The 16353-nt window shown below is 41.6% G+C and carries 16 protein-coding genes and 1 pseudogene; 12 read left to right on the top strand and 5 right to left on the bottom strand.

Features of this window, described 5'->3' with window-relative positions; genetic code table 11:
- The first annotated feature begins 16 nt into the window (after positions 1-16).
- The 4 genes from KQP79_RS19075 to KQP79_RS19060 all read left to right on the top strand — a co-directional run bounded on the left by KQP79_RS19075 (position 17) and on the right by KQP79_RS19060 (position 2757).
- Entirely contained in the window at positions 17-283 is a 267-nt protein-coding gene (locus tag KQP79_RS19075) for an HU family DNA-binding protein (RefSeq protein WP_004310604.1), read from the top strand.
- A 41-nt stretch (positions 284-324) separates the two neighbouring features.
- Complete coding sequence (locus tag KQP79_RS19070; RefSeq protein ID WP_004310605.1) at positions 325-1494, top strand: OmpA family protein; 1170 nt, start codon at positions 325-327, stop codon at positions 1492-1494.
- Between the two features lie 159 nt (positions 1495-1653).
- Positions 1654-2058, top strand: a complete 405-nt coding sequence (locus KQP79_RS19065; protein WP_008649874.1) for a hypothetical protein — start codon at positions 1654-1656, stop codon at positions 2056-2058.
- Between the two features lie 39 nt (positions 2059-2097).
- Entirely contained in the window at positions 2098-2757 is a 660-nt protein-coding gene (locus tag KQP79_RS19060) for an MIP family channel protein (protein ID WP_004310607.1), read from the top strand.
- A 299-nt stretch (positions 2758-3056) separates the two neighbouring features.
- On the opposite strand, the gene KQP79_RS19055 is transcribed toward KQP79_RS19060, so the two are convergent.
- Positions 3057-3926 (bottom strand): nucleotidyl transferase AbiEii/AbiGii toxin family protein, encoded by an 870-nt coding sequence (locus tag KQP79_RS19055; protein ID WP_004310608.1) that lies wholly within the window; start codon positions 3924-3926, stop codon positions 3057-3059.
- Entirely contained in the window at positions 3923-4495 is a 573-nt protein-coding gene (locus KQP79_RS19050; protein ID WP_004310609.1) for a type IV toxin-antitoxin system AbiEi family antitoxin domain-containing protein, read from the bottom strand. The genes KQP79_RS19055 and KQP79_RS19050 overlap by 4 nt, the downstream gene beginning before the upstream one ends.
- A 512-nt stretch (positions 4496-5007) precedes the next feature.
- Here KQP79_RS19050 and KQP79_RS19045 point away from each other — a divergent pair.
- The 4 genes from KQP79_RS19045 to KQP79_RS19030 all read left to right on the top strand — a co-directional run bounded on the left by KQP79_RS19045 (position 5008) and on the right by KQP79_RS19030 (position 8618).
- Positions 5008-5526, top strand: coding sequence for an HU family DNA-binding protein (locus KQP79_RS19045; protein WP_008019164.1), 519 nt, complete (start codon positions 5008-5010; stop codon positions 5524-5526).
- Positions 5527-5611: 85 nt separating this feature from the next.
- Positions 5612-5962, top strand: a complete 351-nt coding sequence (locus tag KQP79_RS19040) for a hypothetical protein (protein WP_008774560.1) — start codon at positions 5612-5614, stop codon at positions 5960-5962.
- Between the two features lie 30 nt (positions 5963-5992).
- Positions 5993-6913 (top strand): N-acetylmuramoyl-L-alanine amidase, encoded by a 921-nt coding sequence (locus KQP79_RS19035; protein WP_234120887.1) that lies wholly within the window; start codon positions 5993-5995, stop codon positions 6911-6913.
- A gap of 148 nt (positions 6914-7061) precedes the next feature.
- The gene (locus KQP79_RS19030; protein WP_061448187.1) at positions 7062-8618 is read left to right on the top strand and encodes an ATP-binding protein; all 1557 of its coding nucleotides are present in this window, start codon (positions 7062-7064) and stop codon (positions 8616-8618) included.
- Positions 8619-8719: 101 nt separating this feature from the next.
- Here the strand turns inward: KQP79_RS19030 and KQP79_RS19025 are convergent.
- A pseudogene (locus KQP79_RS19025) lies at positions 8720-10783 on the bottom strand (HelD family protein).
- A gap of 138 nt (positions 10784-10921) precedes the next feature.
- Between KQP79_RS19025 and KQP79_RS19020 the strand changes: the two are divergent.
- A complete protein-coding gene (locus KQP79_RS19020; protein ID WP_061448178.1) occupies positions 10922-11506 on the top strand; it encodes a nucleotidyltransferase domain-containing protein in 585 nt (194 codons plus the stop codon).
- 38 nt (positions 11507-11544) lie between these two features.
- Here KQP79_RS19020 and KQP79_RS19015 read toward each other — a convergent pair whose 3' ends face one another.
- Both KQP79_RS19015 and ung read right to left on the bottom strand, forming a co-directional pair.
- Positions 11545-12318: a LuxR C-terminal-related transcriptional regulator gene (locus tag KQP79_RS19015; protein WP_004310616.1), complete on the bottom strand. Its 774-nt coding sequence runs from the start codon at positions 12316-12318 to the stop codon at positions 11545-11547.
- A 47-nt stretch (positions 12319-12365) separates the two neighbouring features.
- Positions 12366-13028: a uracil-DNA glycosylase gene (gene ung, locus KQP79_RS19010; RefSeq protein ID WP_004310617.1), complete on the bottom strand. Its 663-nt coding sequence runs from the start codon at positions 13026-13028 to the stop codon at positions 12366-12368.
- A gap of 315 nt (positions 13029-13343) precedes the next feature.
- On the opposite strand from ung, the gene KQP79_RS19005 reads away from it, so the two are divergent.
- The 3 genes from KQP79_RS19005 (at position 13344) to KQP79_RS18995 (ending at position 16302) form a co-directional block, all read left to right on the top strand.
- Positions 13344-13643, top strand: a complete 300-nt coding sequence (locus KQP79_RS19005; RefSeq protein ID WP_004296140.1) for an RNA recognition motif domain-containing protein — start codon at positions 13344-13346, stop codon at positions 13641-13643.
- 371 nt (positions 13644-14014) lie between these two features.
- Positions 14015-15088, top strand: a complete 1074-nt coding sequence (locus tag KQP79_RS19000) for an NAD(P)H-dependent flavin oxidoreductase (protein ID WP_004307023.1) — start codon at positions 14015-14017, stop codon at positions 15086-15088.
- Positions 15089-15177: 89 nt separating this feature from the next.
- A complete protein-coding gene (locus KQP79_RS18995; RefSeq protein WP_004296138.1) occupies positions 15178-16302 on the top strand; it encodes a DEAD/DEAH box helicase in 1125 nt (374 codons plus the stop codon).
- Positions 16303-16353: the final 51 nt, after the last annotated feature.

Here is a 16353-nt window from a genome sequence, read left to right as displayed (position 1 = left end):
TTCTTAATATAAACTTATGAACAAATCAGAACTAATCAAAGAAGTAGCCCTTAAACGTAAGTTGAGCTTTAACGAAGCTACGAATGCAGTAGATGCAATAATGGAAGCCATTGCGGAAACAATGCATAAAGGAGAGGGTGTTACCTTAGTCGGTTTCGGAAGTTTTGTCATTCAGGGACGGAAAGCACGCAACGGGCATAATCCTGCCACAGGCGGCTCAATGCTGATTCCGGCAAAGCGACAAGTGAAATTCCGTCCCGGAAGTAAAATGAAATTAGAGTAAAGAAACAGGTTAAACTAAATGTTGAACATAAAAATTGAAACATGAAAAAGAAAATTATTACAGTTGCATTGGTATTATCATCAGTCTGTGTTATGGCACAGCAAAAGGAAAATCGTGACACGGACAGAAATATTCTCCGTGGCCCGTATGAAACGAATGGTTTCTGGAGTAACTGGTATATCGGTGTAGGCGGTGGTATCAATATCTATGAAGGTGAATTTGATAACAAGACATCGGTGGGCAACCGTATTGCTCCTGCATTAGATGTTTCGTTGGGCAAGTGGATAACTCCTTCTTACGGAGTGCGTCTGCAATATTCGGGTCTGAAAGCCAAGGGGCTGACGGACGCAAGCGGGATGTATGCCAAAGGGGCGCATCGTGGTTATTACAAGGAAGAGTTCAATGTTTCCAATCTCCATGCGGACTTTATGTGGAACTGGTCGAACGGTTTCCTCGGATTCAATGAGAAACGTGTGTGGAATGTGATTCCGTTTGTAGGTTTCGGTTGGGCACGTTCGTGGGGAAACAGTACGCATGACAATGAAATTGCCGCCAACATCGGTATCTTGAATACGTTCCGCCTGGGCAAGCGTCTGGACCTGACTCTGGAAGGACGGCAAATGCTAGTGAAAGAGTGTTTTGACGGAACTGTAAGTGGCAGCAAAGGTGAAGGTATGAGTTCGGTGACACTGGGTCTAAGCGTGAAGTTGGGCAAGACCCGTTTCAATCGTGTCGAGAAAGTGGCTCCTGCAGATTATTCATCTTATAATGAACGTATCAACGCGCTTCGCGCCAAAAATCATGATTTGAGCACCGAAGCACAGCGCCTTGCCGCCGAACTGGAAGCTGCCAGAAGTCGGAAACCGGAAGTGGTGAATGAATCGAAAGTGACTGCTTCGCCGGTAGCCCTGTTCTTCAATATCGGCAAAGCTACCCTGGACAAGAAGGAACTTACCAATCTTGAGTTTTATGTGAACAACGCCATCAAGGCGGATAAGAACAAGACTTTCACGCTGATTGGTTCGGCAGACAGCGCTACGGGCAGCAAGGAACTGAACCAGCGTTTGAGTGAACAACGTATGGAATATGTGTACAATTTATTAGTCGAAAAGTATAAAATTTCCCCTGAACGTCTCGTGAAGAAAGCGGAGGGCGATACGAACAACCGTTTCAGTGAACCTGAATTGAACCGCGTCGTAATCGTCGAATAATAGTTTTATTTCATTTCAAGGTATTTCAGGCAACATTGCGGGACTGTCTCGTTTTCTTCTACGTCGGGACTGAAAGTGCTTTGTCGTTACAAGGTGGGCTTGTCGGCCGGTAGTTGGACGGCCCTTTGCAATGTTGTTTTTTTGAATGAAGAGGAGGATATGATAATATATAATAGTCTGTTGGCGAAAACTTTCCTGAACAGGAAGAAAAGGCATTATTTTATGATTTTCGGATGTTGTTTCACCCGGTTCAAATATTTGGAAGGGTGGGAGGAGATGGAACTTCAGATTCATGCGCGGCAGTATACGGAATGTTTCTTCTTGGCATTATTGCCTGCATTGGTGCTATCCGTCTGGCTTTCGTGGTGGTGGATGTTGCTTGCGTTCATGAGTTATCATCTGCTTTACTGGCTGGAGAGGTGGTTCGGACACCATTCTTCATTTGACTGGGAAGCGTTGGAGCATTGTAGCGATGCGCTTTATTTGAGAAAGCGGAAATCTCGTGCTTGGATGAAATGGTATGGGAAGAAGTCGTTGCCGCCTTCGGAATGGGAGGATGATTAGAGAGAATAGTATATCTTATACGAGTAGAAAAAGTAGATTATGAAAACGAAATTTATAGCTGAAATGGTGGGCACTATGGTGCTTGTCTTAATGGGATGCGGTGCTGCTGTATTGAATGGCGGTGCGACATCGGTAGCCGCTGTGTTGACGATTGCTTTCGCGTTCGGTTTGTCGGTGGTGGCAATGGCGTACACAATCGACCCTGTTTCGGGCTGTCATATCAATCCGGCCATCACTATCGGTGTTTGGCTGAATGGCGGACTGTCGGTTATGGAAGCCGGTGTGTATATCGTAGCGCAAGTGACGGGCGGAATACTTGGCTCTGCATTGCTGTGGTTGATTACCGGCACAATGGGGATAGAAGGTACGGGAGCCAACGGTTTTGAAGAGCCGTATTTGCTGGCTGCATTTGTGGCCGAAGCGGTGTTTACGTTCATCTTTGTATTGACTGTACTGGGCACTACCGACCGGGATAATAGCAGTCCTCATTTTGCCGGGCTGGCTATCGGATTGACTCTGGTCCTGGTGCATATTGTATGTATTCCCGTTACGGGGACATCGGTTAATCCTGCCCGTAGCATTGGCCCGGCATTGTTTGCAGGTATGGAGGCTATCAGCCAGCTCTGGCTGTTTATTGTGGCTCCGATTGTCGGTGCGGTGGTAGCAGTGCCAGTCTGGAAAATAATAAAAGGAAATTAATTGTTTCATTTCATGTTTTTGTGAGAATAGAAAAAGATGTAGGTTTTTCCCATATAGTATAATAAATGAGTTTAATGGCCTATATCCTTTATGTCGCTGTGAAGCGCCTCATTTCCCCAAGAGAATCCGTGCCCCTGCCATTTTTCTTTTTATAATAGTAGCATAGGAAAAATGGAATCATGGGTTCTACGCTGCCTGTGAAGGTCGCTCTATTGTTTGTTTTGTTTGTGTGGTGCATCTTTTTCCCGGTGGGGAAGAAGGTGCACTCTTTTTGTATAATGTATTAATGGTCGGAAGTATTACATACGTCCATAGGCTTCCCAATATGGCATTAAAGCCTCTTGCAGCCAATGTGCCACCTCGGAGAATGAAAGGCTATTTTTGATAGTTGCCTTTTTTAGAAATGCTGACCATCGTAACTGCATCTGCGGATGGTTGGGAAAGTCTTTCCTGAAGAACATCGTATCTGCATTATAAAGAGTATGACGATTCTCGAAAGTGCGGTTGATAGCATCCTGTAATATGGTATTGTCATATTTGAATGATGTGAGCAGGTGGTAGATGTCATAATAGTCTTTCATCCGGCTGCTTTGGTCAGCTAAGTCTATGATGGCGTGCATCTTCTCCGCAATTACGGTTTCAGTGGAATAGGCAAGAATGTTTGCTTCTGGCAGTTCTTCCAATAACAATGGGTAATCTAATGATACAGGATGTGGTGTTACCACATCTCCAAAACCAATGTCCATTGTCAGCACTTGGGCAATGGTGTCCATTGTCGCCGGAATACTTAGACGGATACCGTGGTAGTCTTTGAACTCGGTGATGTTCTGTGCTGCAATCTTGTCGGCAGCAAACCTTACTCCGTCTTCCTCACACTCTACAGCGCATATTTCACGGAACGCCTCGGCGATGCGTTCGCCATCATTGCTGATATGCGTGCCAAGAAAATCAATATCCAATGTCGGACGTGCAGCAAAGCGTTCGTATGCATACATCAGTGCTCCACCTTTCAGGTAGAAGTTCTCACGGTAATGAGTTTGTGAGACACGGTACAATAGGCGTTCCTGAAAATATCTGGTCAGAATGGTCTGGTAGAACACATCCTTCTGCTTGGCTACATTGAGCAGCTTTGCCCGGATGGACTTTCCAGGATTTTTGATTTCACTCATAGTTTTATTGCAATATACTGTTCGAGGATTCGTTTTACTCTTAGTTTGTCGGCATAATCCATCAGCAGGGATAGATTTCTGTCTGGCTGGGAAATGTAGTTATTCACCACTTCGGAACAAACATCCATGCCTATCTTGTTGCGGTACTTCACTGCATCGCACACGCATCGCTCTTTATTATATATATGTATGTGGTAACCGCTTGCAACCAGTTCCTCGACACCTATGTCAAACATCGTGTCTGTGATATGATGGAGCTCTATCTTGGGAAATGTTGGAAGCGTGATTTTGCGACCTCTTTTTACCGCCACATGGTATGCCTGAGGCAATGAGGTGGTGAGCCCATGCACATTCCATGCGGAGAAAAGGCACAGCACACCGCCTGGAATGATGGCTTCCACATCTATCATCGTGTCCGCCAACTGCTCGGCTGTGGCATATACGCCCCGTTTGATGCGTACCGCGTCTCCGTCACGCACACTGTCCAGCAGCTTATAATAGGCTGTCCGACCTTCTTCCTTTACAATACTAGAGGAAGTAAAACTGTTATTATATCTCTTGCTTTCCATGCCTATACTCTTTATTTTAGTACAAATATACTACATTTATTCGTGATTGTAGTGCATTTGTACAGGGAAATGCTTATTTACCATGAAATATTAACATATATCAGACAATCTTGCCCGAATCATCTCGCAACAATCTCGGCAATTCTTGGTTTTCATTGCTTTCGATATACCGGCATAATTGCAGTTTGCTCTCTTTCAATATACGGTATCTGGCTATTGACAGCCTTGAGCGCCTAAAACTTTCCATGCTTTTTAGTATGGTATTTATTAGTTTGAATATATTTGTTTGTTTATTATTCTCCCCCGGCTATCGGTTTTGTCGCTTTTTCCTTGCTTTTTGTCGTTTATTTAGTTCCTTTATGTCGGTTGCGTATGTCTGAAATGCTTTTTAGTACTTTTCTGATGAGGCTATTAGGTGTCGTTTCATCTCCGTGGAAGATGCTGCATCTTTGCATCGTTAACGTTAGCGAAGTGATAATTAAAACAGTATTCATTAAAAAAAGAAAAGTAGTATGGCTATTAGATTTAGAAGGGTGTCTCGCCTGTGTGACCCTACAAATAAAGAAGCAGGAAAGAAAGTGTATCCGGTGATTTCTTATCAGTATGATACGAGTGCAACGTTGGATGAGTTTGCAAAGGAGATTGCGTCTGCTTCCGGTGTCAGCGAGGGTGAAACGATTAGTGTATTGAAGGATTTCCGTACGTTATTGAGAAAGACATTGCTGGGTGGCCGTTCGGTGAATATCGCCGGTCTGGGATATTTTTACCTTTCTGCCCAAAGCAAAGGGACGGAGAAGGCGGAAGATTTTACGATCGCTAATATTTCAGGGCTTCGTATCTGTTTTCGTGCTAACTCGGACATTCGTCTGTTTACCGGGACGACTACCCGTTCGGATGGATTGAAGTTCAAGGATTTGGATCATATTAATGATTTGGGTAGTGTTGGTGACGGTTCGGATGATGGGGGTGAAACTCCGGATCCGGATGGTGGTTCGGGTGGTAATAGTGAAGCACCGGATCCGGCTGCTTGATTCATGAGCCGTTGAGAACTGTCTGGTTTGTATGGAATGGGGCTTCGGCCTCATTCTTTCTTTATAACTACGTAAAAATATAAATATGCAAATAACTACAATCCTTGCTTTTATTACCGCTATGGGTGGTTTGGAAGCTGTGAAATGGTTAGTGAGGTATATCACTTGCCGCAAGACGGATGCACGGAAAGAGGAAGCGTCCGTGAACAGTATGGAAGAAGAAAATCGCCGTAAAAAGGTGGACTGGCTGGAAGAACGGCTGACTCAACGTGACGAGAAGATAGACGGGCTTTATATTGAACTTCGCAAGGAGCAGGAAGAAAAGATAAACTGGATACATAAATGTCATGAAGTGGAGTTGATACAGAAGGAGTCGGAAGTGAAGAAGTGTGAGATTAGAGGGTGTGTGAAGCGTATGCCGCCTTCGGATTATTAACAGGTACATTTGAACTAATAATGAATTATCATGAGAAATATAGATTCTATCATAGTGCATTGTTCGGCTACGAAAGCCGGACAGGATTTTACTGCCACAGATATTGACCGTTGGCACCGGGAACGTGGGGTCAACGGTATCGGGTATCACTATGTGATCCGTTTGGATGGGAAATTGGAAAAGGGGCGGGATGTCGCTTTGGCCGGTGCTCATTGTAAAGGTTGGAATGAGCAGAGTATCGGGATATGTTATATCGGCGGATTGGATGAGAACGGGCGTCCGGCAGATACCCGAACGAATGCTCAAAAACGGGTGCTTTATCAGATTATTATGGATTTACAGCGGGAATATAATATTCTCCAAGTGTTGGGACATCGGGATACTTCACCGGACTTGAATGGTGACGGAGTGATTGAACCTTATGAATATGTGAAGGCTTGTCCCTGTTTTGATGTGAAGGAGTTTTTGAGGAGTGGGAGGGAGTTACTGTTTGTGTTGTTGGTGGCTTTGGTTGTGCCTGTATTGCTGTCGGGATGTAGGAGTAAGAAAGAGGTGATAAACAGGGAGAGTGAAGTTAGGGTTGATTTAAGTTTAAATAGTAGCTCCGGGAAAAGTCTTGTTAAAAATAAGGTTGCTTCAGAAAAGGATTCGGAGGTGGTGGGGGAGCATATCGAGCAGGTGTTGTTTGTGTTTCCTGTGGATACGCTTGGATTGAAGGTTGGGATGGTGGTGAAGACTGTGGTGGATAGGAAAAACGTTAATGAGAAACAACTTCTTCAAGAAGTGAATTCACAGTCTGTGAGCTTGTCGGATATGAGTGCTAAGACAGAGATTCATAAAACGGGAGTTGAGAAAACTACTAATAGGACAACCGGAGGTTGGTATTGGTATGGAATTATTTTGCTGGTTTTAGTTATCGTGTGTTGGATTTGCAAAGTGAAGAGGAAGTGAGATGTTGTTTGTCTGGTACAAAGTTAGTTTTGATGAAAAATGGAGTCATGGTAGTGCTGTCTGTGAAACTGTGTACTTTTTTGTGGAGTTTGTATGTGTATTCCCATGGAAATGCGTATCTTTGAATAATCAAAATAGAGGAAAAATCATGGACGGGATATTACGTAAACTTCCTATTGGAATACAGACTTTTGAGAAACTTCGTGAAGGAGATTATCTTTATGTGGATAAGACTGCTCTTGTATGGAGAATTGCTTCAACGGAGACTCCTTATTTTTTAAGTCGTCCTCGTCGTTTTGGCAAGAGTCTTCTTCTTTCTACTTTTGAAGCTTATTTCGAAGGTAAGAAAGAATTATTTGAAGGGTTGGCCATAGCTGATATGGAAAAGGAATGGAAGACATATCCGCTATTTCATTTGGATTTAAACGCGGAAAAATATGATTCTCCCCAGGCTTTAGTCGAAATTCTTAGCAGGCAGTTGACGCAATGGGAACTGAAATATGGCAAAGGAGAGGATGAGGAAACTCTCTCCGGACGTTTTGCGGGTGTAATTCGCCGAGCCTGTGAACAGTCTGGTCGTGGAGTCGTAGTCTTGGTGGATGAATATGATAAACCTTTGTTGCAGGCATTGGGTGATGACGCTTTGCTTGATGACTATCGTAAGACATTGAAGGCCTTCTATGGTGTACTGAAAAGTTCTGACCGTTATCTTCGTTTTGTTTTCCTTACCGGTGTGACTAAGTTTGCGCAAGTCAGTGTGTTCAGTGATTTGAATCAACTGAATGATATCAGTATGAAGCCGCAGTATGCCACGATTTGTGGTATTACGCGACAAGAATTGGAGGATACTTTTATTCCTGAACTGAATCGATTGGCAGAAACGAATGAACTGACTTATGAAGAAACATTGAACAAGATGACGGCTTTATATGACGGTTATCATTTTTGTGAGTTTGCGGAAGGAGTATTCAATCCATTCAGTGTGCTTAACGTTTTTGACGGGTATAAGTTTAGTAATTATTGGTTCCAAACCGGTACTCCTACTTTTTTAGTCGAACTGCTTAAAAAGAGTGAGTATGATTTGCGTACGTTGATTGATGGGGTAGAAGCCAATGCTTCTTCGTTTATGGAATATAGGGTAGATGCTAATAATCCGATTCCGTTGATTTATCAGAGTGGCTATTTGACTATAAAGGGGTATGACAAGCGTTTTGGAAACTACCTGCTGAAATTTCCCAATGATGAAGTACGATATGGATTTATGGATTTTTTGGTTCCTTATTACACATCAGTGGTAGATGATGAACGGGGTTTTTATCTTGGTAAATTTGTACGTGAATTGGAGAGTGGTGATGTTGATGCTTTTCTTACCCGCTTACAGGCTTTCTTCGCAGATTTCCCTTATGAACTGAATGAAAAGACCGAACGACACTATCAGGTTGTATTTTATTTAGTTTTCAAACTGATGGGGCAATTTACCGGAGCAGAGGTTCGTAGTGCCCGCGGACGGGCGGATGCAGTGGTGAAAACTCCGAAGTATATTTATGTATTTGAATTTAAACTGAATGGTACTGCCGAACAGGCTTTGCAGCAGATTGATGAAAAAGGCTATCTGATACCTTATCAGGTAGACGGGCGTGAGTTGGTTAAAGTTGGAGTGGAGTTCAGTGCAGAAAAAAGGAATATAGACCGGTGGTTGTATTAGCTCGATAACCATGTTGTTAAAGGAGTTACGGAGCCGTTTGAGATTGTTCAAGCGGCTCTTGTTTTGCGGGTAGTTCTTTTAATTTTCGATGTTATATTCTATTACAGGAACCGACAACTGGGTGAAGAAACAGAATAAGGCAAAGTTAACTTGTGCATAGCCCTTGTGGTTGCCACATAAAGCATACTTTTATCAATATTGGAATGATAGTTCTTATCATCTGTTTGCGGAATGATTACTTCGTCAAATTCCAGTCCTTTCGCCATATGGGCGGAAGTGATGATAATCCCTTTTACATAAGCAGAACTTTGATTGGACAAAAGTGAGATGTCGTTTGCATATATCTGGAACTTTTGAACAAGTTCTTTTGCTTGGGATTCTGTTTTGCAGATAATCCCTAATGAGGTATAATGGGAGTTCCTGAAGGAGTTTACTAAATCCGCAATACCTTGGATCTCTTCTTCTGTATTTTTGAATGGAAGAATCTTGGGGTGTTCCCCATGTCTCATAATCGGTTCTAATTCATTGTTCGGTTGAATTTTTTGTGCAAAACTGGTGATCTCAAAAGTAGAACGATAGCTTTTGCAAAGTTTCATTATTTCTCCTGTTGCAAATGCTTTCTGAATCATATCGGCAGTGGAAGAACCATAAGGATTGACGGATTGGGAAGTGTCTCCAAGAATTGTTTTTCGACACGGATAAAGTTTTTGAATCACTTTGTATTGTATGGGAGAATAGTCTTGCATTTCGTCTATCAGAAGGTGTTTGACGTAAGATTGGGCGTTATTCCCATTTAATGCGATATGCAGATAAGCCAAAGGGGCTAAGTCCGCATACTCTAGTATGCGGACTTAGCGTGTCTTGAACATCTCCGGTTTTCCGATCCACTCAAAAAAGTCTTTATAGATTTGGAGAGCGTTATTTCCCGCGAACATCTTTTTTATCTCTTTCTTTAGTTGGTTTTTCTCCGGAGTGCTAACTGTGAGATTATATTGTAGTTGCATCATTTCCAGGATGTAATCTGTCATAGTCTCAAATCGTTGACGTATGGGATAGCGGTGGAATCGTTTGAATTGTTCGTTAATAAATTCGGCAGGAATGGTGATGTATTTGGTGAGTTTTATGTCTGTTGCTTTGAAATAGTTGTTTTCCATGTAAAGGATGAATTTGTCAAGTAGTGATATAAACTCGAAGGAGGCTTTGTATTGTATCCGTTCGATAAAGTCGGGTGTCGGGTTTTCTAATAGTTCCGTCACCTGTTCGAAGAAATTCTGGTGTTTATATTTGTTGTCAATTACGTCCGACAGAATTTGCCCCATGCTGGTTTCGGGAACGGTCTCTTCGCCAAGTTCCGGAAGTACATTAGAAATGTAATCGGCAAATACTTTATTGGGGGAGATGATTAATATGTCTTTGGAAGAAATCTGTCCTTTCTGTGCATAAAGCAGGTAGGCAATACGATGGAGGGCGATAGAGGTTTTTCCTGAACCGGCAACACCTTGTATAATAAGTACAGAAGCGTTTTCATTACGGATGATCTGATTCTGTTCCCTCTGAATTGTCGTGACGATATTTTTCATTTTATTGTCGGCATTGGAACATAGTTCTTTTTGCAGAATATCGTCATGAACAGTTACGGAACTTTCAATCATGTACTCCATTTTTCCTTTGCGAATACGATATTGGCGTTTGAGTGAGATCGTCCCGTTAATTTTGCCTGCCGGGGAGGAGTAGAACGCCTCGCCTAATTCATGATCGTAGAACATGCTTGAAATAGGAGCTCGCCAATCGTAAATCAGATTCTTTTTTTGATTGAGGTCATAGAAAGTATGTATTCCTATATAGATCGGACTAACTTGGCTTTTGTCTTTCTTTTCCTGAAAGTCGATTCGTCCGAAATAGGGGATATCCAGTATTTTGCTTAGTCGCCTACGTTTGTCAATTACATTTTCACCTAATGCAAAATGATTTAATATGCTTTCGCGCATGGAACGGATTTCGTGCGGATCGATATCTTTGTTCGACCATAGATAATCTTTGTACTCCTGCAGGGTGTCTATATACTCTTTGACGGAAGTACTGGTGGTGTTGATCGTATCATGGATAGTGGTTATGACTTGCTGTAAATACTCTTTTTCCTGTTTCTCTGTTTGATTGAATATCATAATCTCTTTTTAGTTGTATGGTGAAGAATTGAATTTGCGGACAAAGTTAGCTCAACCCATCAAGGGATTAAATAGTTATTTATAGCTATATATGTATCCTTTTTCGTATTTTTGCATACTTACTTAATAAGGATAAAGATGAATATTCTTGAATTGGCAAAACGTAACCAGCAGAAAGCTTGGGAGATTATAGAGGATACCCGTATTGTTCGGATATGGGAGGGGATTGGTGCCAAAGTGAATCTGGTAGGTTCGTTGCGTACAGGATTATTGGTGAAACATCGGGATATTGATTTTCATATTTATACTTCTCCTTGGGATTTGTCTGCCAGCTTTCGGGCGATGGCTGAATTGGCGGAAAATACGTCCGTAAAGAAGATTGAATATACGAATTTATTACATACAGCAGAAGCGTGTATAGAGTGGCATGCATGGTATCAGGATATGGAAGGAGAACTCTGGCAAATGGATATGATTCATATCCAAGAAGGCTCTCGTTATGATGGCTATTTTGAAAGGGCGGCCGAACGCATTTCTGCGGTATTGACAGATGAAATGAGACTGGCTATCCTGAAATTAAAATACGAAACGCCTGATACGGAAAAGATTATGGGAGTGGAGTATTATCAAGCTGTGATTCAGGATGGTGTACGTAGTTATCCGGAATTTGAGGAATGGAGAAGATTGCATCCGGCGGTGGGTGTGGTGGAATGGATGCCTTAGACAGACTGGTAGCTTCGGGAAGAGTGCGTATGGGTTAATTAACTTAGTAGTCCGGTTTCCTGTCCCAAGCGAATGGCTTCGATGGAATTTTGCACACCTAATTTGCGTAACAGATTCTGCCGGTGAATATTGACAGTGTGAATACTGATACATAGCTTGTCTGCAATCTCTTTACTTAACAACCCTTTTTGAATAAGCCGTAATATCTCTATTTCCCGATTAGTGAGGTTGAGCGAAGAAGGCATTAGCAAAGAGGAAGGAGAGAAGAATTCCCCGTTCTTCAGATTTAGGACAGTGCAGTCTACTGTTTCGGAATGTTTTTGGTCGGGTGAAATATCCATATTGCCTATTACGAGCCATGCTTTGCCGTTACGGTCTTGTTCCAAAACTTGATGTCGGCTAGTGACACGTATATATTGCTGCCTGGCATTGAGTATACGGAAACTGTAAATGTTGGAATAGTCGTTTCGCTGTTCGAGAGGCAGACTGTAAATGAACTGGCTTAACGTGACCTGTAATGCTGCCAGTTGCGCACGGTCGTCCGGATGAATACGTGATTCTAAATAATCTCCCTGCTTTTCCAAAGTTTCTATCTTGTGACTGTCATACCCCAGTAAATCAACGAAATTCGAGGATGCATACGTGTAATTGCATTTGTAAACATCGACAACAAATGTGCAGTTGTGACAGATTTTTGAAAGTTGGTGAAGTATGGATTTATCCCGTTCCCACACAGCGTAATCAATATCGGTAGCAGACAAGCATTGCTTTGCCCACATTTCTTCCCGAGTGATATTGTTTGATTTATTCATAGCGAATGTTTTTGGGTACTGATAATCTGTTTTGAGAAATCGTTTATTTACCAATCAATTTCTTCTATTCCCTTGCTATGCAAGAAAGCATTGGCTTTACTGAAGTGTTTACAACCGAAGAAACCATATTCGGCAGAGCGGGGAGAGGGATGAACAGTGGTTAGTACCAGATGTTTGTTGGTATCTATCAAAGATCGTTTCTCTTTCGCATAACTTCCCCAAAGCATAAATATCAAATTCTCCCGTTTTTCACTTAGTTTCCTGATAACTGCGTCTGTGAAGATTTCCCAACCCATATTTCGATGAGAACCGGTTTCGTGCGCACGTACAGTAAGAACAGAGTTTAGCGGGAATACACCTTGAGCTACCCAACGATCCAAATTACCAGAAGTTGGAATTGGCTTTCCCAAATCTTGGTGTATTTCTTTGAAGATGTTGCTTAGTGAACCTGGGATAGCTACTCCATCAGGCACAGAAAAACAGACTCCATAATATTGTCCGGGATTGGGATAGGGGTCTTGTCCAAGGATAACTACTTTTACCTTTTCGAAGGGACAGGAATTGAATATATGAAAAATCTGATGTCCGAGAGGGAGGACGTGTGCCCGTTTGTATTCATCTTTGACGAATGTAACCAACTTTTCGAAGTATGGTTTGTCAAATTCTTCTTGTAATTGTTGTTTCCAACTTGGTTCTATTCTGACATCCATAAAGTGGGACTTGATAATTTATGTAATGGCAAAAGTAGATATATTACAAGAGAATATCAAGAATGATAGGCAAAATTGTGTATCTCGCCGATTTAGGATGAATTGTGTGCTAATAAATGATAATTATCGTCTTTCTTCCGAAAAAGAACGGGTATAAATGTATTATTCTGATTTATTGTGTTACCTTTGTACCAAGAGTTTGAGTTACGAATCATTATCGTATAGTTCTTCTTTATAATATTTTATTAGCAAGCAGTCCTTGTCTTTAATTATCCTCCTCACTCCAAATTAGTATTTATTTTAATAAAATTTTAAATGAACATTTACATTTCAGGTTTAAGCTATGGCACTAATGATGCTGACTTAACAAATTTATTTGCAGAGTTTGGAGAAGTTTCTTCAGCTAAAGTAATTTTTGACAGAGAAACTGGTAGATCCAGAGGATTTGCTTTCGTAGAAATGCCGAATGATACAGAAGGACAAAAAGCAATTGACGAACTGAATGGAGTTGAATACGACCAGAAAGTTATTTCAGTAAGCGTGGCACGTCCTCGTACTGAAAGACCGTCTAACGGTGGTGGCCGTGGTGGTTATAATAACTCTAGAAGATATTAATATCCAAATAAAAGCAGAAGATATTATCTTCTGCTTTTATTTAATAAGTTATTTCCGTTTCATGATTCAACGGAGGAGTCTTCTGATTGACACAGGGGAAGACAAAAAATCATATTACATTTAAGTTCTGCTAATTCTGGCTCTTTTTCTGTGCAATATCAGGAATATCTACTCCTGCACTTTCCATTCTGAAAATAGATTTATTAGACTTTTTTGTAATACACAATACTCTTGAAGAAGTCAGGAGTAAAGGTTTAATAAATTACACCCAACAAGGCAAATAGTCAATGACAGGGCCAATCTTGAGCGCTTGAATAAAGTGTGCTCACACTGTTTATCTTGTTCAATTGCTCTAAAGCAAAATAAAACATATGAAATCATTCTTTATAGGAAATATTGAGATAAAAACACCTGTAATACAAGGTGGAATGGGAGTAGGTATCTCGCTCTCGGGTTTGGCTTCGGCAGTAGCAAACGAAGGAGGAGTAGGCGTTATATCATGCGCAGGTTTAGGTTTGTTATACCCCAAAGGGAAAGGTACTTATCCTGAAAAATGTATTAACGGGCTGAAAGAGGAAATCCGGAAAGCACGTGCGAAAACAAAAGGTATTATTGGCGTAAACGTCATGGTTGCTTTATCGAATTATGCGGATATGGTGCGCACCGCAATCGAGGAAAAGATTGATGTGGTATTTTCCGGTGCCGGGCTTCCACTCGACCTGCCTTCATATCTGACTCCAGAGAGTACAACCAAGCTAGTGCCTATTGTATCTTCTTCACGAGCAGCCAAAATCATCTGCGATAAATGGCAGAAGAACTATAATTATCTGCCCGATGCAATCGTGGTGGAGGGGCCTAAAGCCGGTGGACATTTAGGATTTAAAAAAGAACAATTACAGGATCAGCATTATGCTTTGGAAGCTTTGATTCCGGAAGTGGTAATGATTGCATCCAGTTATAAAGAACAGAAACAGATTCCGGTGATTGCCGCTGGCGGCATTTCGACGGGTGAAGATATTGCACATTTTATGGAGCTGGGAGCTTCAGGGGTACAAATGGGAAGTATATTTGTTACCACCCAGGAATGTGACGCTTCCGAGACGTTCAAGGAAGTATATATTCACTCCAAGTCCGAAGATGTTCTTATTATTGAAAGTCCTGTGGGAATGCCAGGACGAGCTATTGACGGGGAATTTATTCACAATGTGAATAGTGGACTGGAGAGGCCTAAGAGTTGCTCATTCCATTGTATCAAAACATGTGATTATACAAAAAGCCCTTATTGCATTATTAAGGCTTTATATAATGCAGCCAAAGGAAATATGAAAAAAGGCTATGCTTTTGCCGGTAGCAATGCTTTTCTCGCTGAAAAAATCAGTAGTGTAAAAGAAGTAATGAGTACACTGGAGCGCGAGTTTTTCTTGGCAACCCATAAACTGGCTTAACCTACGGGATTTTCATTCCCATGATGGAGTTTGTCAGTCCCTTTACAATATAAATTAATAGCTGTTTTGATACAGCAAAAATAACAATTATGACATTTAAAGAATTAAATATAACCGAACCGATTTTAAAAGCTATTGAAGAAAAAGGATATGCAGTGCCCACTCCCATTCAGGGAGAGGCAATTCCGGCTGCATTAGCAAAAAGAGATATATTAGGCTGTGCGCAAACGGGAACAGGTAAAACTGCTTCGTTTGCTATTCCCATTATACAACATTTGCAAATGAATAAAGAGGCAGCCAAGTGCCGGGGGATTAAAGCGTTGATTTTGACGCCCACCCGTGAGCTTGCCTTGCAAATAAGTGAATGCATTAATGATTATGCCAAATATACCCAAGTGCGGCATGGGGTTATTTTTGGCGGAGTAAATCAACGTCCTCAAGTTGACATGTTACACAAAGGAATTGATATCCTGGTTGCTACACCGGGACGTTTGCTTGACTTGATGAATCAGGGGCATATCCATCTGGATAAGATACAATATTTTGTACTTGATGAAGCAGACCGCATGCTTGATATGGGATTTATTCATGATATCAAGCGGATATTACCGAAACTTCCGAAAGAAAAACAGACTTTATTCTTCTCCGCTACAATGCCTGATACAATTATTTCTTTAACGAATTCTTTGTTGAAGAATCCTGTACGAATCAGCATAACTCCGAAATCATCGACTGTGGATGCTATTGAACAGATGGTTTATTTCGTAGAGAAAAAGGAAAAGAGTCTTTTATTGGTTTCGATTTTGCAAAAATCAGAAGATCAGTCGGTGTTGGTATTTTCACGTACGAAGCATAATGCTGATAAGATCGTAAAGATACTGGGCAAGGCGGGAATTGGTAGCCAGGCGATTCATGGAAATAAAAGTCAGGCGGCGCGGCAGTTGGCTTTGGGCAATTTCAAGTCGGGCAAAACACGTGTGATGGTGGCTACTGATATTGCAGCCAGAGGTATCGATATTAACGAACTTCCTTTAGTTATCAACTATGATCTTCCTGATGTGCCGGAAACGTATGTGCATCGTATCGGACGTACCGGAAGAGCCGGGAATACAGGGACAGCACTGACATTCTGCTCGCAGGAAGAGCGTAAACTCGTTAATGATATTCAGAAACTGACGGGTAAGAAGCTGAATAAAGCCAGTTATACTATTTGAAATCAACAAATAACAATCTCTTTAAAATTAATATAAAACTAAATATAAATT

Source organism: Bacteroides sp. DH3716P (assembly GCF_025914115.1).
GTDB lineage: Bacteria > Bacteroidota > Bacteroidia > Bacteroidales > Bacteroidaceae > Bacteroides > Bacteroides ovatus.
Note: the sequence above shows the minus strand (reverse complement) of the source record. Positions and strands in the feature narration are given on the sequence as shown.